The sequence below is a fragment of the Variovorax sp. 01N429 genome (genome assembly GCF_056399425.1).
Genome location: NZ_JBFTRG010000011.1, coordinates 38,609 through 62,693, shown reverse-complemented (window position 1 = coordinate 62,693; position 24,085 = coordinate 38,609). Strand labels below are relative to the sequence as shown.

General features: G+C 62.0%; 22 protein-coding genes. All 22 read right to left on the bottom strand.

Annotated features, from left to right (window positions below):
* Positions 1-5: 5 nt before the first annotated feature.
* Positions 6-260: a BolA family protein gene (locus AC1DSF_RS19815; protein ID WP_478125471.1), complete on the bottom strand. Its 255-nt coding sequence runs from the start codon at positions 258-260 to the stop codon at positions 6-8.
* 7 nt (positions 261-267) lie between these two features.
* The gene (locus AC1DSF_RS19810; RefSeq protein ID WP_478125834.1) at positions 268-1,032 is read right to left on the bottom strand and encodes an ABC transporter permease; all 765 of its coding nucleotides are present in this window, start codon (positions 1,030-1,032) and stop codon (positions 268-270) included.
* Positions 1,032-1,979, bottom strand: coding sequence for an ABC transporter ATP-binding protein (locus AC1DSF_RS19805; RefSeq protein WP_478125470.1), 948 nt, complete (start codon positions 1,977-1,979; stop codon positions 1,032-1,034). The genes AC1DSF_RS19810 and AC1DSF_RS19805 overlap by 1 nt, the downstream gene beginning before the upstream one ends.
* 34 nt (positions 1,980-2,013) lie before the next feature.
* Positions 2,014-2,286 carry an STAS domain-containing protein gene (locus tag AC1DSF_RS19800; protein ID WP_478125469.1) on the bottom strand — a complete coding sequence of 91 codons (273 nt, stop codon included), beginning with the start codon at positions 2,284-2,286 and terminating at the stop codon, positions 2,014-2,016.
* Between the two features lie 6 nt (positions 2,287-2,292).
* Positions 2,293-2,955: an MlaC/ttg2D family ABC transporter substrate-binding protein gene (locus tag AC1DSF_RS19795; RefSeq protein ID WP_478125468.1), complete on the bottom strand. Its 663-nt coding sequence runs from the start codon at positions 2,953-2,955 to the stop codon at positions 2,293-2,295.
* Positions 2,956-3,082: 127 nt separating this feature from the next.
* The gene (locus AC1DSF_RS19790) at positions 3,083-3,787 is read right to left on the bottom strand and encodes an MlaA family lipoprotein (RefSeq protein ID WP_478145401.1); all 705 of its coding nucleotides are present in this window, start codon (positions 3,785-3,787) and stop codon (positions 3,083-3,085) included.
* 20 nt (positions 3,788-3,807) lie between these two features.
* Positions 3,808-4,296, bottom strand: coding sequence for an outer membrane lipid asymmetry maintenance protein MlaD (mlaD, locus tag AC1DSF_RS19785; protein WP_478125467.1), 489 nt, complete (start codon positions 4,294-4,296; stop codon positions 3,808-3,810).
* 26 nt (positions 4,297-4,322) lie between these two features.
* On the bottom strand, positions 4,323-5,105 hold the full coding sequence (gene mlaE, locus AC1DSF_RS19780; protein ID WP_478125466.1) for a lipid asymmetry maintenance ABC transporter permease subunit MlaE: 783 nt from the start codon (positions 5,103-5,105) through the stop codon (positions 4,323-4,325).
* On the bottom strand, positions 5,102-5,926 hold the full coding sequence (locus AC1DSF_RS19775; RefSeq protein ID WP_478125465.1) for an ABC transporter ATP-binding protein: 825 nt from the start codon (positions 5,924-5,926) through the stop codon (positions 5,102-5,104). Before AC1DSF_RS19775 ends, mlaE begins: the two co-directional genes overlap by 4 nt.
* A gap of 148 nt (positions 5,927-6,074) precedes the next feature.
* Entirely contained in the window at positions 6,075-7,553 is a 1,479-nt protein-coding gene (locus AC1DSF_RS19770) for a glutamate synthase subunit beta (RefSeq protein ID WP_478145326.1), read from the bottom strand.
* A gap of 33 nt (positions 7,554-7,586) precedes the next feature.
* A complete protein-coding gene (locus AC1DSF_RS19765) occupies positions 7,587-12,335 on the bottom strand; it encodes a glutamate synthase-related protein (RefSeq protein WP_478125463.1) in 4,749 nt (1,582 codons plus the stop codon).
* Between the two features lie 181 nt (positions 12,336-12,516).
* Positions 12,517-13,212: a transposase gene (locus AC1DSF_RS19760; RefSeq protein ID WP_478125462.1), complete on the bottom strand. Its 696-nt coding sequence runs from the start codon at positions 13,210-13,212 to the stop codon at positions 12,517-12,519.
* 25 nt (positions 13,213-13,237) lie between these two features.
* On the bottom strand, positions 13,238-14,098 hold the full coding sequence (locus AC1DSF_RS19755) for a class I SAM-dependent methyltransferase (protein ID WP_478183299.1): 861 nt from the start codon (positions 14,096-14,098) through the stop codon (positions 13,238-13,240).
* Positions 14,095-14,670, bottom strand: a complete 576-nt coding sequence (locus tag AC1DSF_RS19750; protein ID WP_478183298.1) for a DUF1415 domain-containing protein — start codon at positions 14,668-14,670, stop codon at positions 14,095-14,097. The genes AC1DSF_RS19755 and AC1DSF_RS19750 overlap by 4 nt, the downstream gene beginning before the upstream one ends.
* A gap of 1 nt (position 14,671) precedes the next feature.
* The gene (locus AC1DSF_RS19745; RefSeq protein ID WP_478183297.1) at positions 14,672-15,934 is read right to left on the bottom strand and encodes an MFS transporter; all 1,263 of its coding nucleotides are present in this window, start codon (positions 15,932-15,934) and stop codon (positions 14,672-14,674) included.
* Positions 15,931-17,061: a deoxyguanosinetriphosphate triphosphohydrolase gene (locus tag AC1DSF_RS19740; RefSeq protein WP_478183334.1), complete on the bottom strand. Its 1,131-nt coding sequence runs from the start codon at positions 17,059-17,061 to the stop codon at positions 15,931-15,933. Before AC1DSF_RS19740 ends, AC1DSF_RS19745 begins: the two co-directional genes overlap by 4 nt.
* A gap of 20 nt (positions 17,062-17,081) precedes the next feature.
* Positions 17,082-18,182: a 3-dehydroquinate synthase gene (gene aroB / locus AC1DSF_RS19735; RefSeq protein WP_478183296.1), complete on the bottom strand. Its 1,101-nt coding sequence runs from the start codon at positions 18,180-18,182 to the stop codon at positions 17,082-17,084.
* A gap of 36 nt (positions 18,183-18,218) precedes the next feature.
* A complete protein-coding gene (locus tag AC1DSF_RS19730; RefSeq protein WP_478183333.1) occupies positions 18,219-18,761 on the bottom strand; it encodes a shikimate kinase in 543 nt (180 codons plus the stop codon).
* Positions 18,758-20,518 (bottom strand): hypothetical protein, encoded by a 1,761-nt coding sequence (locus AC1DSF_RS19725; RefSeq protein ID WP_478183295.1) that lies wholly within the window; start codon positions 20,516-20,518, stop codon positions 18,758-18,760. Before AC1DSF_RS19725 ends, AC1DSF_RS19730 begins: the two co-directional genes overlap by 4 nt.
* Before the next feature lie 219 nt (positions 20,519-20,737).
* The gene (locus tag AC1DSF_RS19720) at positions 20,738-22,870 is read right to left on the bottom strand and encodes a type IV pilus secretin PilQ (RefSeq protein ID WP_478125455.1); all 2,133 of its coding nucleotides are present in this window, start codon (positions 22,868-22,870) and stop codon (positions 20,738-20,740) included.
* Positions 22,867-23,406, bottom strand: a complete 540-nt coding sequence (locus AC1DSF_RS19715; protein ID WP_478125454.1) for a pilus assembly protein PilP — start codon at positions 23,404-23,406, stop codon at positions 22,867-22,869. The genes AC1DSF_RS19720 and AC1DSF_RS19715 overlap by 4 nt, the downstream gene beginning before the upstream one ends.
* Entirely contained in the window at positions 23,403-24,077 is a 675-nt protein-coding gene (locus AC1DSF_RS19710; protein WP_478125453.1) for a type IV pilus inner membrane component PilO, read from the bottom strand. Before AC1DSF_RS19710 ends, AC1DSF_RS19715 begins: the two co-directional genes overlap by 4 nt.
* Positions 24,078-24,085 lie beyond the last annotated feature (8 nt).

Here is a 24,085-nt window from a genome sequence, read left to right as displayed (position 1 = left end):
GAGGTCTAGCGAGAAGGCGAAGAGTTCTGGCTCGCCCATTCGGCGGGCGTATACGTTTTCATCGAGAGCGCATGCACCTCGTCGGTATGCATTTTGGCACCCAGGGTGGCGTAAACACGCTGATGACGCTGGATGGCGCGCTTGCCCTCGAACTCCGCGGAGACGATCGTCGCGTACCAGTGCCTGCCATCTCCTTCGAGCGCGATGTGCTCGCAGGCCATGCCTGCCGCGATGATCGATTGAAGTTCTTCAGCAGTCATATCAGGGTTATCCGCGAATCTTGTAGCCGATGCGCAGCAAGTGAACGGCGATCGCACTGACCACCAACCACGCAGTGCCGACGATCGCGAAACTCAGCCATGGCGACACGTCGCTGACACCGAAGAAGCCATAGCGAAAGCCGTCGATCATGTAGAAAAACGGGTTCAGGTGACTGACGGTCTGCCAGAAAGGGGGCAGCGAGCCGATGGAATAGAACACGCCCGACAGGAAGGTCATGGGCATGATCAGGAAATTCTGGAACACGGCCATCTGATCGAACTTCTCGGCCCAAAGACCTGCAATCAGCCCCAACGTACCCAGAATGGCAGCACCCAGAAAGGCAAAAATGGCGATCCACCACGGTGCGACGAACCCCGGCACGGCGAACAACGCCGTCACGACGAACACACCCAAGCCGACAGCCAGCCCGCGTACGATCGATGATCCGACGTAGGCAAAAAACCAGCCCCAGTGAGACAAAGGCGTGAGCAACACGAATACCAGGCTGCCCATGATCTTGCTCTGGATGATGGACGACGAACTATTGGCAAAAGCGTTTTGCAAGACGCTCATCATCACGAGGCCCGGTACTAGAAAAGCCGTATAGCTCACAGTCCCGTAGACCTTGACGTGGTCTTCGAGCACATGCCCGAACACCATCAGGTAGAGCATTGCGGTCAGCACCGGGGCGCCGACGGTCTGGAAGCCTACCTTCCAGAAGCGCAGTGTTTCCTTGTAGAGCAGCGCGCGCCACCCGAGCGCATTGACCATCATCTTGCGACCTCCAAGGGCGTCTGCTCGCCGGCCATGAGGTCGATAAAGACGTCTTCCAGGTCAGCCTTGCGCATTTCGACATCCTCGACATCCAGGCCGGCTTCGCGGATTGCGGCAAGCAATTGCTCGACTTCGCGAGCATTCTGGGCAGGCAGTTGGACGATGCGTCCGGTGACGCGCGCGTGCTGCGCAATGGACCATGGCAGCATGCCGTCGGTCTTGAAGCGCAAAACGTTGCTCGCGGCGGAGCGGAGGAGTTCGCTCGTACGGTCCAGCGCGATCACTCGACCCAGTTTCAACATGGCAATGCGATGGCATAGTGCCTCCGCTTCTTCCAGGTAGTGCGTGGTTAACAGCACCGTGCTGCCTTGCTTGTTGAGCTTGGCGATGAACTGCCATAGGGTCTGGCGCAATTCGACGTCGACCCCTGCGGTCGGTTCGTCGAGCACGATTACCGGCGGCTTGTGCACCAGCGCCTGGGCGACCAGCACGCGACGCTTCATGCCGCCGGAGAGCTGACGCATGTTGGCATTGGCCTTGTCGGCCAGCCCCAGGCTGTGCAGGAGCTCGTCGATCCAGTCGTCGTTGTTCTTGATGCCGAAGTAGCCGGATTGGATGCGCAAAGCTTCGCGCACGTTGAAGAACGGATCAAAAACCAGCTCTTGCGGCACCACGCCAAGTTGGCGGCGCGCTTCAGCGTACTGCTTCTGGACGTCGAAGCCGTGCACGCTGATTGCGCCTTCCGTCGGACGCGAAAGTCCGGCGAGCATGCTGATGAGGGAGGTTTTGCCTGCGCCGTTCGGGCCGAGAAGGCCGAAGAATTCACCTTCCTCGATCTGGAAGGTCACGTTGTCGACGGCGCGTAGACCCGGTGTTCCCTGGGCCCGTTGCTGGCGTGAGGCAGGATAGGTCTTTGAGACCGATTGAAAGGAGATCGCGGGCATGGGAACCCGCGATTTTAGAGGTCTGGCCGCTTCTTTATGGCGCGGCAGGCAAAAGTCCCGCAACGCCGTACAAAGAAGCAAGCTCTCGCAGGCGTGGTGGCAGGCCCTTTACGGCGAAGCCGCGTCCTAGCGCGCTCGACTCTCGCCGACATTCGAGCAGCACCGCGAGCGCTGAAGAATCGAAGTGCTGCAACGCAGTGGCATCGACCACCGTGGCGGTGTCCGTCTGCCCGGCCAGACCGCGCTGGAGCATGTAAACGCAAGCGGGCGCTTCGTCGTGGGTCAGCTTCTGCGGCAGGACCAGCATGGCCGATCAGCCCTTGCCGTTGGCAGAATTGCTCTTGTTCCGCGCAACCAGCGCGTCGATCAAGCCGTCGATGCCCTTGCTGTTGATCTGCTGCGAAAACTGCGTGCGGTAGGTGTCGACGAGCCAGACGCCCAGCACATTGATGTTGTAGATCTTCCAGCCGCCTGCTTCGCCGGGCGTTTTCTCAAGCCGATAGTCGAGCTGCACGGGATCGCCGCCGCCGCGGATTTCAGTGCGAACCAGCACTTCCTTCTCGTCTGGCGAGCCTCTGAAAGGCCGCACGCTCACGGTCTGATCACTGACTTGATCGAGCGCCCCCGCGTAAGTCCGCACCAGCAGCTTCTTGAATTCCTCTTCCAGCCGTTGCTTCTGGTCGGGCGTCGCCTGACGCCAGGCAGGCCCGACCGCGGAAGCAGTCATGCGCTCGAAGTTCACGTTGGGCATGATCTTGGTGTTCACCAGCGCCATGATCTTGTTGATGTCGCCGGCCTTGATCGACTTGTCAGCCTTGATGGTGTCGAGCACGTCCGCAGAAATGCGCTTGACGAGCGCGTCGGGCGATTCGTCGGCTGCGCGGGCAGGCTGTACCAACGTCAAGGCCGCGCCGACCATGAGCAGGCCGGCGAGCGCAAGGCGCCCCAAAAATCGGCGTTGAAAAATCTGATTCATCGGTCTAATCCCTTGTTCGAAGTCTTGATCGGTCGAGCGGTGTTGGACGCCGCACCAAGTGCCACGGTTCCATGGCCTCACGAGGCTCGCAGCAACGGATTGCAAACCCCGCAGTCATCCAACGGCTTCAGTCGTCGGACAATTTGCCATCGTTAATGTCATTGCGGCGACGTTGCAAGAAGGCGTCGCGGGTGAACGAATACTTGTCAAGCGCGGCATCCTGCAAAAGCTGCCCCGCGCGCAGAAGGTTGGAGCGCAGGTCCACCAAGCGAAGTGCATACATGGAGTTTCGCAGCGGAATATTGGTCACATAGTTGACGGGGTCGCCGTTCACGTCCACCACGAGCGCAGCGGTATCCCGGAACGTCGATGGACCGAGCAGCGGAAGCACCAGGTAAGGACCGCTTGGCACACCCCAGTGACCCAGCGTCTGGCCGAAGTCCTCGGTGTGGCGATCGATTCCGGCCTCTGTCGCGATGTCGAGCAATCCGCCAAGCCCGAAGAACGTGTTGACGTTCACGCGCATGAAGGTTTGTGCACTGTCTTGCAGCTTGAGCTGCGCCACGCTGTTGGCAAAGCTCCACACGTCCGAGAGATTGCCGAAGAAGTTGTTCACGCCCGTGCGAACCGGTGAGGGAAGGAATCGGCGATAGACCGTCGCGACCGGGCGCAGCACGGCGTCGTCCACGGTGTCGTTGAAGCGCGCGACCTGGCGATTGAGCGGCTCGAGCGGGTCAGCCGGATTGGCGTTCGGGCCAGTTGCGCAACCAGCGAGCATGACAAGAGCGCCGACGGTCAAGCCTCGCAGGCACGCAGCAAGCGCATTCGACATGTCAAAAAGGGATCGTGGGTTCATTTCTTGTTTGAATTGCCTGACGGCGTGCTGCCCTCTGCAGCCTTGCTGTATAGAAACTGACCGATCAGATTCTCGAGCACGACTGCGGATTGCGTCGACGTGATGACGTCGCCGGCCTGCAGGTTCTTTTCATCGGCGCCAGCTTCGATTCCGACGTATTGCTCGCCCAGCAAGCCGCTGGTCAGGATCTTGAGCGAACTGTCCTTCGGGAAACTGTATCGGCTTTGCAGCGCAATCGCGACGCTGGCCTGGAAGTTCTTGTCGTCAAACGTGATCGATTCGACACGCCCAACAACGACGCCCGCGCTTTTGACCGCCGTCTGCGGCTTCAAACCACCGATGTTGTCGAAACGCGCGGTCACTGTATAGGTCTTCTGGAAGTTGAGGCTCAACAGGTTGGCCGACTGGAGCGCGAGAAAAAGCAGCGCGGCGGCACCAATCAGCACGAACAGGCCGACCCAGATATCTTTGTTTGAACGTTGCATGTCTTGCACTCTCCTGATCGTTTTTTCTAGATGCTGAACATCATGGCGGTCAGCAGGAAGTCGAGCCCCAGCACGGCGAGCGAAGCGACGACCACAGTGCGTGTAGTGGCGCGGGAGACGCCTTCAGGGGTTGGCTGTGACGCATAGCCTTGCAGCAGTGCCACGAAGGTGACCGTCAGCCCGAACACGATGCTCTTGACGACACCATTGCCAACATCCTTCCAGACATCCACGCCAGTCTGCATCTGCCCCCAGAATGCCCCAGGGTCGACGCCCAGCATCAGGACGCCCACGACGTAACCACCCAACACGCCCACAGCGCTGAACACCGCAGCCAGCAGCGGCATCGTGATGACGCCGGCCCAGAACCGCGGGGCAAGAATGCGTTGCACCGGATCCACAGCCATCATTTCCATGGCACTGAGCTGCTCGCCAGCCTTCATCAGGCCGATCTCCGCCGTGAGGGAAGTGCCCGCCCGCCCGGCGAACAACAGCGCCGCAACAACCGGGCCGAGTTCACGGACGAGGCTGAGTGCCACGAGCAATCCCAGCGCCTCGGAGGAACCGTAGCGCTGCAATGTGTAGTAGCCCTGCAGCCCGAGCACGAACCCGACGAACAGACCGGACACCGCGATGATCGCAAGCGAATAGTTGCCAAGGAAATGAATCTGGTCGCGCACCAGTCCAAAGCGGCGCAAGCTGCCCGCTCCGCGTATGAACAATCTCAGGAATAGCCGGGCGCCAAGGCCCAGGTCCGCGAGCTTGCTGCGCACTGCGAAGCCAATGTCCGCCGGCCGATACCAACTCATGCCCGCCCTCCCTGGGCGTTGCCGAAGTCGTCCTCGACCGCTACGGCCGGATAGTGGAAGTGCACCGGTCCTTCGGGCAGCGCATTGACGAACTGATGAACCAGTGGGTCGTTGCTGCGACGGACTTCTTCAGGGCGGCCCTGCGCCGCAATGCCGCCGTTGGCAATGATGATCACGTGGTCGGCAATGCGGAATGTCTCTTCGAGATCGTGCGAAACGATGATGCTGGTCAGACCCAACGTGTCGTTGAGCTGCCGGATCAGTCGCGCTGCCGTGCCTAGCGAAATGGGATCGAGCCCCGCAAAGGGCTCGTCGTACATCACGAGATCGGGATCGAGTGCAATGGCCCGGGCCAATGCCACGCGCCGCGCCATGCCGCCCGACACTTCGCTGGGCATCAGCTGCCGCGCGCCGCGCAAGCCGACCGCGTCGAGCTTCATGAGCACGATGTCGCGAATGAGGGATTCAGAAAGCGCCGTGTGTTCGCGAAGGGGAAACGCGACGTTGTCGAACACACTCATGTCGGTGAAGAGCGCTCCGAACTGGAACAGCATGCCCATTCGGCGCCGTGCGGCATAGAGGGCGTCGGAATCGAGCTTGCCGACATCCTGCCCGTTCACCAGGACCTCACCGCGCTGCGCGCGCAACTGGCCACCGATCAGCCGCAGGACCGTCGTCTTTCCGCCGCCAGACGCTCCCATGAGGGCAGTTACCTTGCCGCGCGGCACGGAGAACGTAACGCCGTCGAGGATGGCACGCGCGCCGTATCCGAAGATGACGTTGTGAAATTCGACAACTGAGGTGGGAGGGGATGTGTCCATGGGCAATGAAAAAGCCGGGCACCCTAAGGCATCCCGGCTCGCGGTACGGCGCAATGATACGGGAAGCACAAGCGGCCGGCCGGCCCAGACAAATCCGAAAGCGGGGCCCCTTTTTCCGCCCGCTGCTTCCCTCGCTTCGGCCGCCGCTTCAGCGTGGCAGGTCGCTGAATCCCATCAGGAATTCATCCACCGCGCGCGCTGCCTGGCGGCCTTCGCGGATGGCCCATACCACCAGTGACTGGCCGCGGCGAATATCACCGGCGGCGAACACCTTGGGTACGTTCGTTGCGTAGCCACCGATGAAGTCCACTGTGGCCTTTGCATTGCCGCGCGCGTCCTTTTCGACACCGAACGCATCCAGCACATTGGCGACGGGGCTCACAAAGCCCATTGCGAGCAGTACGAGGTCGGCCTTGAGCACTTGTTCGCTGCCGGGCACCTCGACCATCTTGCCGTCCTTCCACTCGACGCGAACGGTCTTGAGGCCCGTGACCTTGCCCTTTTCGCCGATGAACTCCTTGGTCGAGATGGCGAATTCGCGTTCGCAACCCTCTTCGTGGCTCGAACTGGTGCGCAGCTTGTACGGCCAGTAGGGCCAGGTGAGCGGACGGTTTTCCTCTTCCGGCGGCTGGGGCATGAGTTCGAACTGCGTCACGCTCACTGCGCCATGGCGATTGCTGGTGCCCACGCAATCGGAGCCGGTATCGCCGCCGCCGATCACGATGACGTGCTTGCCGTCGGCGCGAAGCTGACCCTTGACCTTGTCGCCCGCATTGACCTTGTTCTGCTGCGGCAGAAACTCCATCGCGAAATGGATTCCGTCGAGATCACGGCCGGGCACGGGCAAGTCGCGCGACTGCTCCGCGCCGCCGGTGAGCAGTACCGCGTCGAATTCCTTGTCGAGCTGCTCAGGCGTGACGATTTCCTTGGCCCAATTGGTGACCTTGGAGCCCTTGCCCAGCGGATCCTTGGCAGCACCGACCATCACGCCGGTACGGAAGGTCACGCCCTCGCCCTTCATCTGATCGACGCGGCGATCGATGTGCACCTTCTCCATCTTGAAGTCGGGAATGCCGTAGCGCAGCAGGCCGCCAATGCGGTCGTTCTTCTCGAAGAGGGTCACGTCATGGCCGGCGCGCGCCAATTGCTGGGCCGCCGCCATGCCGGCCGGACCGGAGCCGATGACCGCGACCTTCTTGCCGGTCCTGTGCTTGGCAGGGCGCGAAGTGACCCAGCCTTCATCCCAGGCCCTGTCGATGATCGCGTGCTCGATCGACTTGATCCCCACTGGATCGTCGTTCACATTGAGCACGCAAGCCGCCTCGCAGGGCGCGGGGCAGATGCGGCCGGTGAACTCCGGAAAATTGTTGGTCGAATCGAGCACCACGAAAGCGCTTTGCCAGTCGGCGCGATAGACCAGGTCGTTGAAGTCCGGAATGATGTTGTTGACCGGGCAGCCGCTGTTGCAAAACGGCGTGCCGCAATCCATGCAACGCGCGCCCTGCACCTTGGCCTGCGTGTCGTCCAGTCCGATGACGAATTCCTTGAAGTGCTTGACCCGTTCGTCGACGGGCTTGTAGCCCTCCTCGATACGCTCATGCTCCATGAAGCCGGTGATTTTTCCCATCGTGCTTTCCTCTGTTCTTCGTTCTCGTGCGCGTCAGACTGCAGCGACGGGCTTGGCAGCCGTTGCTGCATGCGGCTCCATGCCGGCATGCGCGTTGTTGCCGCTGCTGGTGAGTTCGACCTCGCGGTCGTGCATCTCGGCCAGTGCGCGCTTGTATTCGTTCGGGAACACCTTGACGAACTTCGTGCGGGCGACCGCCCAGTTGTCGAGCAGTTCGCGCGCGCGCTTGCTGCCCGTCCAGCGGTGGTGGTCTTCGAGCAGCTTCCTGAGCTGCGCTTCATCGGTCTCGCCGTCGTGCCAGATCTTGCGGTGCACGCTGGCCACCTGCTCGGCCGAGGTCAGCACCTTGTCCAGCGACACCATCGAGAGATTGCAGCGCGAAGCAAATTGGCCGTCTTCGTCGTAGACGAAAGCGACGCCGCCGCTCATGCCCGCCGCGAAGTTGCGGCCCGTCTTGCCGAGCACGGCCACCGTGCCGCCGGTCATGTATTCGCAACCGTGGTCTCCGGTGCCTTCGACCACTGCCGTGGCGCCCGACAGCCGAACTGCAAAGCGCTCACCCGCGACGCCGCAAAGATAGGCCTCTCCCGTGGTTGCGCCGTAGAGCGCGGTGTTGCCGACGATGGTGTTGCGTATGGCCTCTCCGCGGAAGTCCAGGCTTGGTCGAACCACGACACGGCCGCCCGAAAGCCCCTTGCCTGTGTAGTCGTTCGCGTCGCCGATCAGGTACAGCGTGATGCCGCGCGCCAGGAAGGCGCCGAAAGACTGGCCGCCTGTGCCTTCGAGCTGGATGCGAATCGAGTCGTCCGGCAAACCTTGAGGGTGCACCTTCGTCAACGCGCCGGACAGCATCGCACCGACCGAACGGTTCACGTTGCGCGCCACCTCGATGAACTGGACCTTCTCGCCCTTGTCGATCGCCGGGCGCGAACGCTCGATCAGCTTGTTGTCCAGGCTCTTCTGAAGACCATGATCTTGCGATTCGACGTGGTAGCGCGGCACGTCGGCCGGCACGTTCGGCTGCGCGAAGAGGCGGCTGAAGTCCAGGCCGCGCGCCTTCCAGTGCTCGATGCCCTTCTTGGTGTCCAGCAGGTCCGCGCGGCCGATGAGGTCGTCGAACTTGCGCACACCGAGCTGCGCCATGATCTGACGGACTTCTTCGGCGACGAAGAAGAAGTAGTTCACCACGTGCTCAGGCTTCCCGGAGAACTTCTTGCGCAGCGTCGGATCCTGCGTGGCCACCCCGACCGGGCAGGTGTTGAGGTGGCATTTGCGCATCATGATGCAGCCCTCGACCACCAGCGGCGCAGTCGCGAAGCCGAACTCGTCGGCGCCCAGCAGCGCGCCAATGGCGACGTCGCGGCCGGTCTTCATCTGGCCGTCGGCCTGCACGCGGATGCGGCCGCGCAAGCGATTGAGCACCAGCGTCTGCTGCGTCTCGGCCAAGCCGATTTCCCACGGGCTGCCGGCATGCTTGATCGACGACCAGGGCGATGCGCCCGTGCCGCCGTCATGACCGGCGATCACGACGTGGTCGCTCTTGCACTTGGCGACGCCGGCCGCGATAGTGCCGACCCCCACTTCGCTCACCAGCTTGACGCTGACGCTCGCATGCGGCGCGACGTTCTTCAGGTCGTGAATCAACTGCGCGAGATCTTCGATCGAATAGATGTCGTGGTGAGGCGGCGGCGAAATCAGGCCGACGCCAGGTACCGAGTAGCGCAACTGGCCGATGTAGTTGGACACCTTGCCGCCTGGCAATTGGCCGCCTTCACCGGGCTTGGCGCCCTGGGCCATCTTGATCTGCAACTGGTCGGCGGACGAGAGGTACTCGGCCGTCACGCCGAAGCGGCCGGACGCGACCTGCTTGATCTTCGAACGCAGCGAGTCACCGTCCTTCAGCGGAAGGTCCACCTCGACGTTCGCCTCGCCGATCACGCTCTTGAGCGTGTCGCCGACCTTGATCGGAATGCCCTTGAGCTCGTTGCGATAGCGGGCCGGGTCTTCGCCACCCTCGCCGGTGTTGCTCTTGCCGCCGATGCGGTTCATCGCCACAGCCAACGTCGAATGCGCTTCGGTGCTGATGGAGCCGAGCGACATCGCACCTGTGGCAAAACGCTTGACGATCTCCGCTGCCGATTCGACCTCGTCCACCGGAATCGCCTTGGCCGGATCGATCTTGAACTCGAACAGACCGCGCAACGTCAGATGACGGCGGTTCTGGTCGTTGATGATCTGCGCGTATTCCTTGTAGGTGTTGAAGTTGTTGGCGCGGGTGCTGTGCTGCAGCTTGGCGATCGCGTCGGGCGTCCACATGTGCTCCTCGCCACGCGTACGCCAGGCGTATTCGCCGCCAGCGTCGAGCATGCGCGAGAGAACCGGGTCATCGCTGAAAGCCGCCTTGTGCATGCGGATCGCCTCTTCGGCGATGTCGAACACGCCAATGCCTTCGACGCGGCTCGCAGTGCCGGTGAAATACTTCTCGACCGTCTCGCTGTTGAGGCCGATGGCTTCGAACAACTGGGCGCCGCAGTAGCTCATGTAGGTGCTGACACCCATCTTCGACATTATCTTCGACAGGCCCTTGCCCACCGCCTTGACGTAGTTGTAGATGGCCTTTTCAGCGCTCAGGTCGCCTGAGAGATCTTCATGCATCGCGGCGAGGGTTTCCATCGCCAGGTACGGATGCACCGCTTCGGCGCCATAGCCGGCGAGCACGCCGAAGTGATGGACTTCGCGCGCGGAGCCCGTCTCGACGACGAGGCCCGCCGTGGTGCGCAGTCCCTCGCGAACGAGGTATTGATGAATCGCCGACAGCGCCAGCAGCGCAGGGATGGCGATCTGGGTGGGACTGACGCCGCGGTCGCTCACGATCAGGATGTTGTGTCCGCCCTTGATCGCATCCACCGCTTCCGCGCAGAGTGAGGCCAGCTTGGCTTCCACGCCTTCTTCGCCCCAGCCGAGCGGATAGGTGATGTCCAGCGTATAGCTCTTGAACTTGCCCTGCGTGTACTTGCCGATGTCGCGCAGCTTGGCCATATCGGCAAAGTCGAGGATTGGCTGGCTCACTTCGAGCCGCATCGGCGGGTTGACCTGGTTGATGTCCAGCAGGTTCGGCTTCGGTCCGATGAAGGACACGAGCGACATCACGATGGCTTCGCGGATCGGATCGATCGGCGGGTTCGTCACCTGCGCGAACAACTGCTTGAAGTAGTTGTAGAGCGGCTTGTTCTTGTTTGAGAGCACGGCCAGCGGGCTGTCGTTGCCCATCGACCCGATGCCCTCTTCGCCTGCCGCGGCCATCGGGCTCATCAGGAACTTGATGTCCTCTTGCGTGTAGCCGAACGCTTGCTGGCGGTCGAGCAGGCTCACCTGGCTCGACGGCGGCTGCACCGTCTCAGCCTCGACGCTGTCGAGCTTGATGCGCAGGTTTTCGATCCATTGCTTGTACGGCTTGCTGTTCGCGAGGGTCGCCTTGACTTCCTCATCGTCGATCATGCGGCCTTGCTCGAGGTCGATGAGGAACATCTTTCCCGGCTGAAGACGCCACTTGCGGACGATCTTCTGTTCAGGCACGGGCAGCACGCCGGATTCCGAACCCATGATGACCAGATCGTCATCCGTCACGCAGTAGCGCGAGGGACGCAGGCCGTTGCGGTCGAGCGTAGCGCCGATCTGCCGGCCGTCCGTGAAGACGATCGAAGCCGGGCCATCCCACGGCTCCAGCATCGCGGCGTGGTACTCATAGAACGCGCGGCGACGCGGATCCATGGTGGCGTGCTGTTCCCACGGCTCGGGGATCATCATCATCACGGCCTGGCTGATCGGATAGCCAGCCATGGTGAGCAGTTCGAGGCAGTTGTCGAAGGTCGCGGTGTCAGACTGGCCGGCAAAGCTGATCGGATAGAGCTTCTGCAAGTCGGCGCCCAGTACTGGCGAAGACATGACGCCTTCGCGCGCCTTCATCCAGTTGTAGTTGCCTTTGACAGTGTTGATCTCGCCGTTGTGCGCCACGTAGCGATACGGGTGCGCGAGCGGCCACTCGGGGAAGGTGTTGGTCGAGAAACGCTGGTGCACCAGGCCCAGGGCCGAGACGCAACGCTTGTCCTGAAGATCGAGGTAGTAGGTGCCGACCTGATCGGCGAGCAGCAGACCCTTGTAGACCACCGTGCGGCTCGACATGCTCGGAACGTAGTATTCCTTGCTGTGCTTGAGCTTCAGGCGCTGGATGTTGGCGCTGGCGGTCTTGCGGATCACATAGAGCTTCCGCTCCAGCGCGTCCTGCACGATGACGTCGTTGCCACGGCCGATGAAGACCTGACGCAACAGCGGCTCCTTGGCGCGCACGTTGGGCGACATCGGCATGTCGCGGTTGACCGGCACATCGCGCCAGCCCAGCAGGACCTGGCCTTCGACCTTGATGGCGCGTTCCATTTCCTGCTCGCAGGCTTCGCGCGAGGCGTGCTCTTTGGGCAGGAAGATCATGCCGACGCCGTACTCGCCAGGAGGGGGAAGCGTGACGCCCTGCTTTGCCATCTCCTCGCGGTACAGCAGGTCCGGCAGCTGGATCAGGATCCCCGCGCCATCGCCCATCAGTTTGTCAGCGCCTACTGCGCCGCGGTGGTCCAGGTTCTCAAGAATCTTGAGGCCCTGCAACACAATGGCATGGCTCTTTTCGCCCTTGATATGGGCCACGAAGCCAACGCCGCACGCGTCGTGCTCGTCAGCGGCGGAATAAAGACCGTGTTGTTGGAGATGCTCGATCTCGGCAGCCGTCGTCATGGGCGTGCTCCTTCAGTTTTCGCAGGGAAAAGGAGCATATTGCTTTGCACAAATAATGCCAAACAGTTTAAAGGGGGTCAGATCAATATTTACCGGCGACGGTTCCGTTTTTTTATTAATCGGGGACACATCAAAAAGCATAGCACTCGATCACCGGCTGGCACAGCCTGCAGCCGGTCCATCAATGTCCGCGCGTCGCCCGCGGACGCCCCGGACGGCCTTTGTGCGTCCGACGGCCTGTCGTTTTTTGTAACGACTCCAGAAAACCGCCGTCGCCGACCGCCCAACCATGGAGTGTGGCGTCCGTCAGCATTGCCTGATCGACACTCGAAACGCCTCTGCGCACCAATTCGGCATACGCCGCTTCTCGAGCGAACGGCGTGTTCCCCAGCGCCCAATAGAGCGAATGCGGCGTGACCAGCTTGTCGTGGCGCAGGCCCGCATAGTGGCCGTAACTTGACCACGGATAGTCTCGCGCGTCCTCGACGATGCCGGCGCGCACCGGGTTCAGGTCCATGTACGCCATGCATGCCAGCAGATAGCGATCCGTCTGGATCAAGGTCGACTTGTAGCGCCCTTCCCACAAGGTGCCAGAGCGGCCGTGCCTGTCGTTGAAATACCGAACGTAGCGCCTGCCGATCGCCTGCATCCATTGCGGCAGCGCTTCGGCGGTCGATGGCGTCGCCAGGAGATGGAAATGGTTGTCCATCAGCACGTAGGCATGAAGGGCGACGCCCGAAGCGATGGCGTTCTCCCCGGCGAGGGCCAAAAACATTTCGTGGTCCGCCCGATCGACGAAGACGACTTGTCGATTGTTGCCACGCTGGATGATGTGATGCGGCTGGTCGGCCAGCGTGAGGCGGGGCAGTCTTGCCATGGCGCGAATATGGAGGATGAACGACTCAGGAAAGCCTGAAGCGTGTCTCCATCAGCGACTCGAGACCGAACTCGCCCAGCAGGTCCCGCAAGCGCGCCGCCGCACTGGCCTTTCGTTGCCCCGTGTGCCGCGCGATGATCAGCTCGTTCTTCATGCTGTGTTCCCACCCCACCAGTTCGGTGACGGTGACCTGGTACCCATTGGCTTCGAGGTATAGGCAGCGCAACACGTTGGTGAGTTGGCTGCCAATCTCGCGCGTGTGCAGCGGATGACGCCACAACTCGGCCAGTGGCGTACGCGACAACGCCAGCGCCTTCGTCTGGCGCAGACACGCAGCAATCTCCGCCTGGCAGCAAGGCACCAGCACCATGAAGCGCGCCTCTTTCGCGAGTCCGAAAGCGATCGCGTCGTCGGTGGCCGTGTCGCAAGCGTGCAGCGCGGTCACGACGTCGATGCGGGGCGGCAAGGCGGCAGATGCCGCAGATTCCGCCACCGTCAGGTTGAGAAACGACATGCGACTGAATTGCAGCCGCTCGGCGAGCGCGCGTGATTTGTCGACGAGATCCGCCCGAGTTTCGATGCCGTAGACGTGACCGCCCTCTCGCGCACGAAAGAACAAGTCGTAGATGATGAATCCGAGGTACGACTTGCCCGCGCCGTGATCGGCCAGCGTGGCTTGCGCGCCTTCCGCGGGCAGTTCACGCAGCAGCTTTTCGATGAATTGGAAGAGGTGATAGACCTGCTTGAGCTTGCGCCTCGAATCCTGATTGAGCCGGCCTTCGCGCGTGAGGATGTGCAGTTCCTTCAAAAGCTCCACCGATTGCCCCGGGCGCAGCTCGCTCAACACGCCGGCTTCAGCCTTGGAGGTTTTTGCTGTCTTGTTCATCGCGCTGCCCCTCCCGGGCCGACGTCCAACGCGCGCCATCCCTCGGCGCCCAGCGTTTCCAGCGTCTCGATGTTGCGGCCAAAGATCGCTTCTGCGTCAGGAAAAGCTTCGACCGCGCGGCTTACGCTGTCTTCGCGCAGGAGGTGCAAGGTCGGGTACGGCGCGCGGTTGGTCGAGTTGGTGATGTCGTCCGCAGCGGTGCCGGCGAACTGAAACTGCGGATGGAAACTGGCCAACTGGAATTCGCCACCATAGCCTTCGCGCGCCAGCCGCCGCTCGGCGCGGGCGGTGAAGTCATTGAAATCGAGAAAATCTGCCAAGGTATTCGGTGCAATCAAGAGTGTGGTGTCGCGCTCGGCGGCGGTCATGGCGGAAAGCGCTTCGGCTTCGACAAGCAGCGCGTCGATGAGCTCGGAATCGCTGTCGGGCAGATAGACCGAATAGTGGATCTGGCCCCTGACATGCACCGCCTTGGCAAACGGGCACAGGTTGAGCCCGATCACGGCGCGCTCGAGCCATCGGCGCGTATCCGCCTCGGCCTGCAAAGGTGACACGACCTTGGGAGCGCTCATCTCATGCCGCTTCCGTACGCGGAACTGCCGGCGAAAGCCTGGCGGCGAATGCAAGGCCGGCCAGCGAGCAAGTCAATGTGACCACCCAGGTCCATTGCCACCCGCCCGCGCGGTGCGCGATCCACGCGACGACTGGCGGCGCAATGAACTGGCCCAGCGACGACGCCTGCTGCATCAGCCCGATCGTTGTCGACACCGTCGATGGCCCCGGAGCGAGCCGCACGCCGAGCATGAACAACGTCGCCGGCACCACGCCCCCGCCGAGCGAGAACATGCAAACCGCCAGGTAGCGCAGCGCGGGAGGAAGGCCGAGCGCGTCGTGCGAGCCGCCGATTTGCGCGAACGCCGCAACACTTCCGAGCGCCATCACGACGAAGCCCCACCGCAGCAATCGATCAGGCGCCACCCCGCGCTGCAGCAGCCGCCCACCCGTCACATTGCCGACGATGTTCATTGCGGCGGCAAGCGCCGTCAACGCCGCAGTCCATGTCGCCGGAACGCCTGCTTCGACATAGATGGCCGGCAAAAAACCGATCACGGCCATCCATTGCGACGAGTACACCGCGAAAGCCAGCGCGAGCGTCCACGGCCCGCTGGCGCCCGCCGTGACACGCAATCGCGCCGTCCAGGGCTCTGTCGATGCGCCCGCCGCCGCTCGTCGGGCGCTGTCGCGAGGAACCACCAGCGCCACCCAGATGGCCGCGGCCGCGGAGACGCACGATAGCGTCCACCACCAGCCCTGCCAGCCAACGCGCGAGATCAGCGCCGGCCCGACAAGCAGCGCCAGCGCCACGCCGATGGGCATGTAGGCGCCCCACAAACCCATCGCAGCCTTTTCGGCGCTGGCGGGCGCCAATGCCCGGATCAGCCCGGGCCCAGGCATTGCCGCGAGCAGAAAGCCGAATCCCTCGATCGCCCGAAGCGCAAACAACAACGGCAGCGCCTGCGACTTGTCACCAGCCCAGACTCCGACCGCGCCGCCCAGCAAACTGGCGAGGGTGACGACGATCAGTCCGGTCAGCATGCTCCGCCGGAGCCCGATGGCATCCGCCGCCAGGCCGACGAAAAGGCCGAGCGTCATGCCGGCGACCTGCACGAGCGAAAGCAGGAACCCGGCTTCGACCAAACCGATGCCGAGGTCGAGTTGCAGAGCCGGGACTGCCGGCGGAAGCTTGCCGAGGTGCAACGCGGCGGCGACGCCCGCGGCAATCACGGCCAGTGCGGCGGCGGGTATGCGTGTTCCGGCTCGGCCAGGCGTCGTCATTCGGTCCACCGCTGCCCAGTGAGGCGCTCGTATTCGCGGATCGCAAATCGATCGGTCATGCCGGCAATATAGTCCGCCACCGCGCGGTACCGGTCGTCGCGCACGGCATAGGCTTCGGGCATCAGGGCGGCATCGTTGACATAGGCAGCGAAGAGCGATCGGACGACGTCCTGCGCCTGATTGGCCGTTTGCATCACGCGAGGATGCCGATAGAGATTGCGATACAAAAAACGCTTGAGTTCGATGGACTCCAGTCGCATCGCTTTGCTGAACAACACCAAGGGCGGCGCCTTGCGCGCCGCGTCGGCATCCGAAGGCGCGGTCGATTCCAGGGCCGCCGTCGTCGCATCGATGACGTCGTAGACCTGATCGCTGAGCATGCGCCGGATGGTTTCGTAGAGGACTCGCCTGCCTTGCAGCTCCGGATATTCGTCCAAAGTTTCGCGGCGGTACCGGTCGAAGAGCGCGACTTCGCTCAGCCGCTCGATGCCGATCAGGCCCGACCTCACGCCGTCATCGATGTCGTGAGCGTTGTAGGCGATCTCGTCCGCGAGATTGCAAAGCTGCGCCTCGAGGCTCGGCTGCGTGCGATCGCAAAAACGTCGCGCGACGCCGCCGGGTTCCTGAGCCTCGATCCGCTCGGCGTTGGCACGCGAGCAGTGCTTGAGAATGCCTTCACGGGTTTCGAAGCTGAGATTCAGGCCGTCGTACTGCGGATATCGATGCTCCAGTTCGTCCACCACGCGAAGGCTCTGCAGGTTGTGCTCGAAACCGCCGTGATGCTGCATGCATGCATCGAGCGCATCCTGCCCCGCATGGCCGAATGGCGTGTGCCCCAGATCGTGCGCCAGCGCGATGGCTTCGACCAGATCCTCATTGAGTCGAAGCGCGCGGGCAATCGATCGCGCAAGTTGAGCCACCTCGATCGAATGAGTCAGCCGCGTCCGGAACAGATCCCCTTCGTGGTTGAGGAACACCTGGGTCTTGTAGACCAGCCGCCGGAATGCCGTCGAATGCACGATGCGGTCGCGGTCGCGCTGGAACGCGTCCCGCGTCGGTGCGGGCGCTTCGGCATACCTGCGCCCGCGCGAGTGCGCGGCATGGCTTGCGTAAGGAGCGAGGCTCACTTCGGCTGCGGCGGTGCCGCTCAGTGTGCGCTGCAATGCGCGATCACCTCTCGCACCATCGCATCGGGGGCGCTGCGCATCACAGCCGATCCCGGCTTGTCGATCACGACGAAGCGAATCTCGCCGGCCTCGGACTTCTTGTCGATGCGCATCAGTTCCAGATAGCGATCTGCGCCAAGCGCCGGCGCGACCACCGGAAGGCCGGCCTTCTGGATCAGTGCCGTCAACCGCCGCACAAAAGCGGCGTCGACGCCGCCAAGGCGCTGCGACAGGTGCGCGGCCATCACCATCCCGCAGCCGACGGCTTCGCCGTGCAGCCACTCTCCATACCCCAGGCCGGATTCGATGGCATGCCCGAAGGTGTGGCCGAAGTTCAGGATCGCGCGAAGACCGGTCTCCCGCTCGTCCTGGCCGACGACTGCCGCTTTGATCTCGCAGCTCCGCTTGACGGCGAGCGCCAGTGCAGCGGGTTCGCGCGCCACCAGAGCGTCGATGTTCGCTTCAATCCACGACATGAACTCCATGTCATAGATCGGGCCGTACTTGATGACTTCCGCCAGCCCGGCGCTGAGTTCGCGGGCCGGCAAAGTCGCGAGCGTTGCCAAGTCGCACAACACGAGCCGCGGCTGGTAGAACGCGCCGATCATGTTCTTGCCCCTCGGATGATTGATAGCGGTCTTGCCGCCAACCGACGAGTCGACCTGGGCGAGCAGAGTGGTCGGTACCTGGACGAACGGGACGCCGCGCATGTAGCTCGCGGCGGCAAAGCCTGTCATGTCGCCCACCACGCCACCGCCGAGCGCGAACAACACTGTCTTGCGGTCGCTCCCGTGGGACAGCAATGCATCGAAGATCAGGTTGAGGGTCTGCCAGTTTTTGTGCGCCTCGCCGTCGGGGAGTTCGAGGACGTGGACGGAGGGATAGCGGCCGGCTAGTGCTGCGCGCAGCTTCGCCGCATAGATGGGGGCGACCGTGGTGTTGGTGACGATGAGGGCCGTTGCGGCTGCGGGCAGGGCCGCAAAACTGTGCGGGTCTTTGAGCAGCTCGTTGCCGATGAATATGGGGTAGCTGCGCTCGCCCAGGTGGATCTCAACGCATTCGGGGGGGACGGACAATCGCATGGCCCCGAGTTTAGGTCCATGCGCTGTCCCGTACGTTCAATCCGGGAGATCCGCTTCAGGGGGAACTAGGACGACGCCGGCCAGTTCAAGCTGCATCACGATGATGTTCACCAGCATGGCCACTGTGGGCCTTCCCGTCTCGACCACATCGTGAGCGGTTTCGCGGTAGAGCGGGTCACGCGCGTTGTACAGCTCTCGCAAGCGACCCAGAGGATCGGCGACTTGCAGCAGAGGGCGCTTCACATCGTGCCGAAGTCGACGAAAGAGATCCTCGGGCGCAGAACGCAGATAGATGACGTGAGAATCCGCCCGCAGCCGATCGCGGTTGGACTGTCGCAGTACTGAACCACCCCCTGTCGACAGCACGCCTTTGGATGAGGCTACCAACTCTCCTATCACTGTCTCTTCGACGTCTCGAAAGCGGTCCTCGCCTTCGCGGTCGAAGAAATCACGAATCGAGCAGCCGATACGCTGCTCGATTACGTGGTCAGTATCAATGAACGGTACGTCAAGTCGCTGGCTCAAGCGGCGACCGACGGCCGATTTACCGGCCCCCGGAAGACCGACAAGGCAGATCAGAGGGATTTGGTCGTCACGATTCCGGCTGGTGACTTTACTGTGATAGCTATGCTGGCGGTGCTGCAACTGGGGTCCCCGTTGAGCGTAATCGTATGCTGGCTGGCACCTGACGAATTTGGAACTGTACTCGGACTCGTAGCGACGATGGTGCAAGCCGTTCCGGTTGTAGCCACCACTGCGGATACGGTACTGCCGGTGGGCATCGAATTTCCGTTCAGATCCGAAACAGTGATCGTCAGAGCGGTGGGCGTCCTGCCAGCCTGTGAGATGTGGGCCTCGCCAGTGGCTAGTGCGATCGTCAGCTGGCGCCGCACCCGGATATTGGAGCTCCAGATGCCATCGCAGGTGTTCGCGATAGATGGCGCACCAAGATCGACAGTCGCACAAGCAGCTGCACCCGTCATTCCGCCCGGATACTGCTGTTCGGTAGAGACATAGCTGCCGTCTTCGTTGTCATCGCGATAGACGGTGCCCATGTCCGTGAATGCCTCGCCAGCGTCGTAGCTGTTGTTGCCATTCGTGTCGACAAAGCTTTCTTCTCCGTCCAGATAGGCCAGAATGGTTGCACGGCCATTGGCAGGCCGAGTTCCTTGACTCGTATAGGTCACAGTGCAAGCTGAGGCTTGGTTCAAGGTGCAGCTCCCACCTACTTGACCGTTGGAAGCGACGAACGTTACAGCGGTACCTTCAGGCACTGGATTGCCTTGGCGGTCGGCGACGCGGAATGTGACGTCTGTCGTCACCCCATCGACATTGGCGGCCTCCAGGCTCAACTTGGTAACGCTCAACGAAGCGGCGCTTTGAGTCGGAACGCCTGCGGTCACGGCCAAGGTGAGCGATGAAGCGGGTGGCAGTGAGGCGTTTGATGGAAGTGTCGCTGTCACAACGACGGGTGTAGGCAAGGCACCGGCTGAAATGGTGACCGCAGCCAGCCCGCTCGCATCCGTGCTGACATTTTGAGGATTGGACGTCCCATCCGCAAATGTCACGCCAGCAGCCACCGCAGATTGCGACAGCGTGAGCAATACGCTTTGGGATGCCATCGCGTTCCCGCCTGCATCAACCACTTTGAACTTGAGGATGGCCTGCTTGGCGCCACTGGCTGCTCTGGAGGTGAAGATGGTTTGCGGGCTCGCACTCTGGAACAAGAGATTTGCAGCTTGCGCCGGCACGACATTAATGGTCGTGGAGACCGCGGCAGAGCCGGCTGCTTGCGCGGTAAGTGTGACTGGCCCACTGCATGTCCCCAGTGATTGGTAGACAGTAGACACCACGCCATTACTTCCTGTAGCGGCCGACGGCGGGCTGAAGGTGCCGCACGATGCGGCAAAGCTAACATTCACCTGGCCAGACGTTGCGGCGACGCCATTGACGAGACCCTTCACTGACACTGCCGCTGTTTGCAATGCGGTAATGCTGGTGGGAGTGGTAGAGAACTGGCTGAGCGCGACATTCGCCGTGGACGTCTGGTAATCCACTGTTGCCGTGGTCGGCGTTGTCCCCTCAATCGTCGCCGCAACCGTGACCGTTCCGGCCGCAGCAGCCGAAGCGCTGGTCGGAGCAATCTTTGCCCTTGCGACGCCACTCGCGTCACTCAACACAGTTGCCTGAAGAATGGTCGCGACGGTCGCGTCTGTTGAGAAGGTGACCAGTTTGTTGGGAACGACTGCGCCCGTTGCCGTTTTTAGGACGGCTTTTACGTATGTCGACGACGAGTTGATCGAACTTGAGGCAACCGGCACATCCGAAGCGTCCACGATGGACGCTGAGATCGTAGCGGCAGCAGCAGTCGACCCCGACCCCGACCCGGTGCCTGTTCCTGTGCCAGTTCCGGTCCCTGTCCCACTACCAGAAGTAAGTGGCGGAAGTCCAGGGCTTCCTCCTCCTCCACACGCAGCAAGAGCACCCGCAATAGCCAGCAGCCCAACAAATTTCTTGTACCCCATTGCCATCTTTCTCATAGAACTACTAGTTACTCAACGAGCCGCATTGCGGTCGGTGATCATCTTCGGCGAAATAAAGACCAGCAATTCAGTCTTGTTCGCCGTGCGATTTCGCGTACGGAAAAGCGCTCCGACGTAAGGCACTTCGCCGAGGACCGGGATGCGCGATTCATCGGTCGCTTCCGTCAATTCAAAAATACCGCCGATCACCACGGTGCCGCCGTTTTCAACGAGCACCTCGGTTTGCACGTGCTTGGTGTTGATGGCAAATCCAGCCGTCGTGTTTTGGCCGACGGTGTCCTTGTTGACGTCGAGCGTCAGGATGATGTTGCCTTCAGGGGTGATTTGCGGCGTCACCTCGAGCTTCAGGTTGGCCTTGCGGAAAGCGATGGAAGTGGCACCGCTGGATGTCGCGACCTGGTACGGGAGTTCCGTACCCTGTTCGATCAAAGCCTTGGTTTGATCGGCCGTCACGACACGTGGGCTCGACACGACCTTGCCCTTTCCGTCAGCTTCAAGTGCGGAGATTTCCAGATTCAGAATTCTCGACAAGCTCGAATTGAACAGCGAAATCGCGAAGGTTCCAGCCGCATTTCCGTTGCCTGCAACACCCGTCGAAGGCAGGTTCACGAAATTGGAATTCGTGAAAACCGTTGTTGCGGTCGGCTGGTTCTGGAACACGCCATTCACGACCGGATTCGGCGTGACGATGGGGTTGGCTCCAACTGTGCCGTTGGTGTTGATGATGCCGCCGCCGAGCTTGACGCCCAGCGACTTGCCGAACGTGTCTGTCGCCTCGACGATGCGCGCTTCGATCAGCACCTGACGCACAGGCACATCGAGTTTCTGGATCAGTTCGGCCACTTGCGCCAGGCGCGAGGGGATGTCGGAGACGAAGATCTGGTTCGTCCGTGCTTCGGCGAGCACGCTGCCCCGAGGGCTCAGGATTCGCGTCGCCGTACCGCCGCCACCACCGCTGCCCGAACCGGTGCCGGTCAGGCCCTGCGCAATCTGAACTGCCTTGGTGTAATTGAGTTGGAAGGACTGCGTGCGCAGCGGCTCCAGGTTCTGAATGGCGTTCTCGGCCTCGAACTGGAGCTTTTCCTTGGCGTTGATCTCATCCTTCGGAGCGATCCAGAGGACGCTGCCGTTCTTGCGCATGCCGAGGTTCTTGGCCTGCAGGATGATGTCCAGCGCCTGATCCCATGGAACATCCTTCAGGCGAAGCGTCAGCGCACCGGTGACCGAATCTGACGTCACGATGTTGAAGTTCGTGAAGTCGGCAATCACCTGGAGAAGCGATCGCACTTCGATGTTTTGGAAGTTCAAGGACAGCTTCTCGCCGCTGTAGCCAACACCCTGCGTCAGCTTGGTCGGGTCGACCTTGCGTGGACGAACTTCAACCACGAACTGGTTTTCGCTTTGATAGGCGCTGTGCTCCCACTCGCCCTTGGGCTCGATGGTCATGCGCACGCGATCGCCGACTTGCTGCGTCGTCACCAACTGAACGGGCGTTCCGAAATCGGAAACGTCGAGCCGGCGACGCAAGCCTTCCGGCAGGGTCGACTTCGTGAACTCGACGACGAGGTTCTTGCCTTGCTGGCGGATGTCCACGCCAACCTGGTTGTTGGCAAGATCGACGATCACGCGACCGGTGCCATCGGATCCGAGCCGGAAATCGACGTCGCGAAGAGGCAGCATGTCGCGGTTGCGGTTTTCCGCAAAGGTCGACTGCGCCATGGTGGTCGCCAGGGCCGCGCCAGCGACGGGCTCGAGCGACACCAGGAGCGACTTGCCCTGGATTTCGGTCTTGTACGCCGTCGCCTGCTTCAGGTTAAGGACCAGACGCGTGCGTTCGCCAGCCTGAACCACATTGACGGACTTCAGGTTGCCCTGGTTCACTTCGACGGCCGAGCGTCCGATGGCATTGGTGACGCCCGGAAAATCGAGCGCGACGCGTGCCGGCGATTGGATGGCAAAGCCAGTCGGCGGCGCAGCCAGCGGTTGCGTGAAGTCGATCCGGACGACCTCCGAACCGGACTGCATCGAACTCGTGACCGACTCGATCGCGTTCTGGGCATGGACGACGGCAGCGGCACTGAGGGCCAGCACGGCCGCGCCGGCAGCGCGCAGCCACTGCGCAAGCATTGATTTTTCTTGGTTCATTTCGTCCTCTCTTGCAACTGCAGCGTCGCCACGCGTTCGATCCATTCACCGGCGGCGTCCTGCACGATTTCACGCAAGCCGAGTTCGGTTTCACTGATATGGGTGATGCGCCCGTAATTGAGTCCGAGGTAGTTGCCGACCCGGACCTGATAGAGCAACTTGTCGACACTGATCAACGCGACCGGTTGGCCATTGCGATTCAGGCTTCCCACCATCGACATCGAATCGAGCGGGAATGCTTCCAGCGCTTCCTTGCGGCGGGTCAATTCCGGAGCGATGAGTGCGGAGGTGCTGGGCTGGCTGGAGTCGCGACGCAGCGCCTGCGTCAGCTTCTGCATGTCGAACGGTTCGACGGCGCTGCCTTCCGTATAGGCTTGCGGAGTGAACTTCTTGGGCTCCGTGATCGGAGGCACGGTCGGCTTGACCTGCGCGCGCTGCTCGTCCATCCAGCGCTGCAGATCCTCTTGTTCGGACCCCATGCAGCCGCTCAGGACCGCCGCGGCGACACAGAGACCCAGAAAACCGAGCGTTCTCATTTCTTCTTTGCCCCCGCCGCCGCACGCTTCTGCATGTTTTGCTCTTCCTCATCCAGATAGCGGTAGGTCCGCGCAGTGGCATCCATGACAAGGGCCCCGTCTTTTTGCGGAGTCACGGAAAGATTGTTCAGGGTCACGATGCGCGAGAGGTTCGCGACGTCGGCCGCGAATGCACCCATGTCGTGGTAGCGACCGGTCACGCGCACAGCGATCGGCAGTTCGGCGTAGTAGTCCTTCACCGAAATCTGCCCGGGCCGGAACAGTTCGAACTGAAGGCTGCGGCCAAGCCCCGCCTGATTGATGTCGGAAAGCAGGGCATCCATTTCAGCCTTGCTCGGCAATTGCTTTTCAAGCAGCGTGACGTATTGCTGGACCTGTTCGCGCTGCTTCTTGAGCAGTTCGAGGTTGGCCGCTTGCGCGACCTTCTTCTGGTAGTCGGCACGGAGAGTGACTTCCTTTGCACGCGCCGCTTCGAGCTCGTCGTTCGAATTGGTCAGCCAGACAAACCAAAGAGCTGCCAACACGGCTGCGGCGACGGCCACACACAGCGCATAGCGAGGCACAGGCGGCCATACCGAAGGATCGTTCGGATTCAGTCCCTGGAATTGCCGACCCAGGCGCTGCACTGCGGCGCCCACGTCGAACTTTTGGGAAGAGCGTTTAGTTGCCATGATGAACG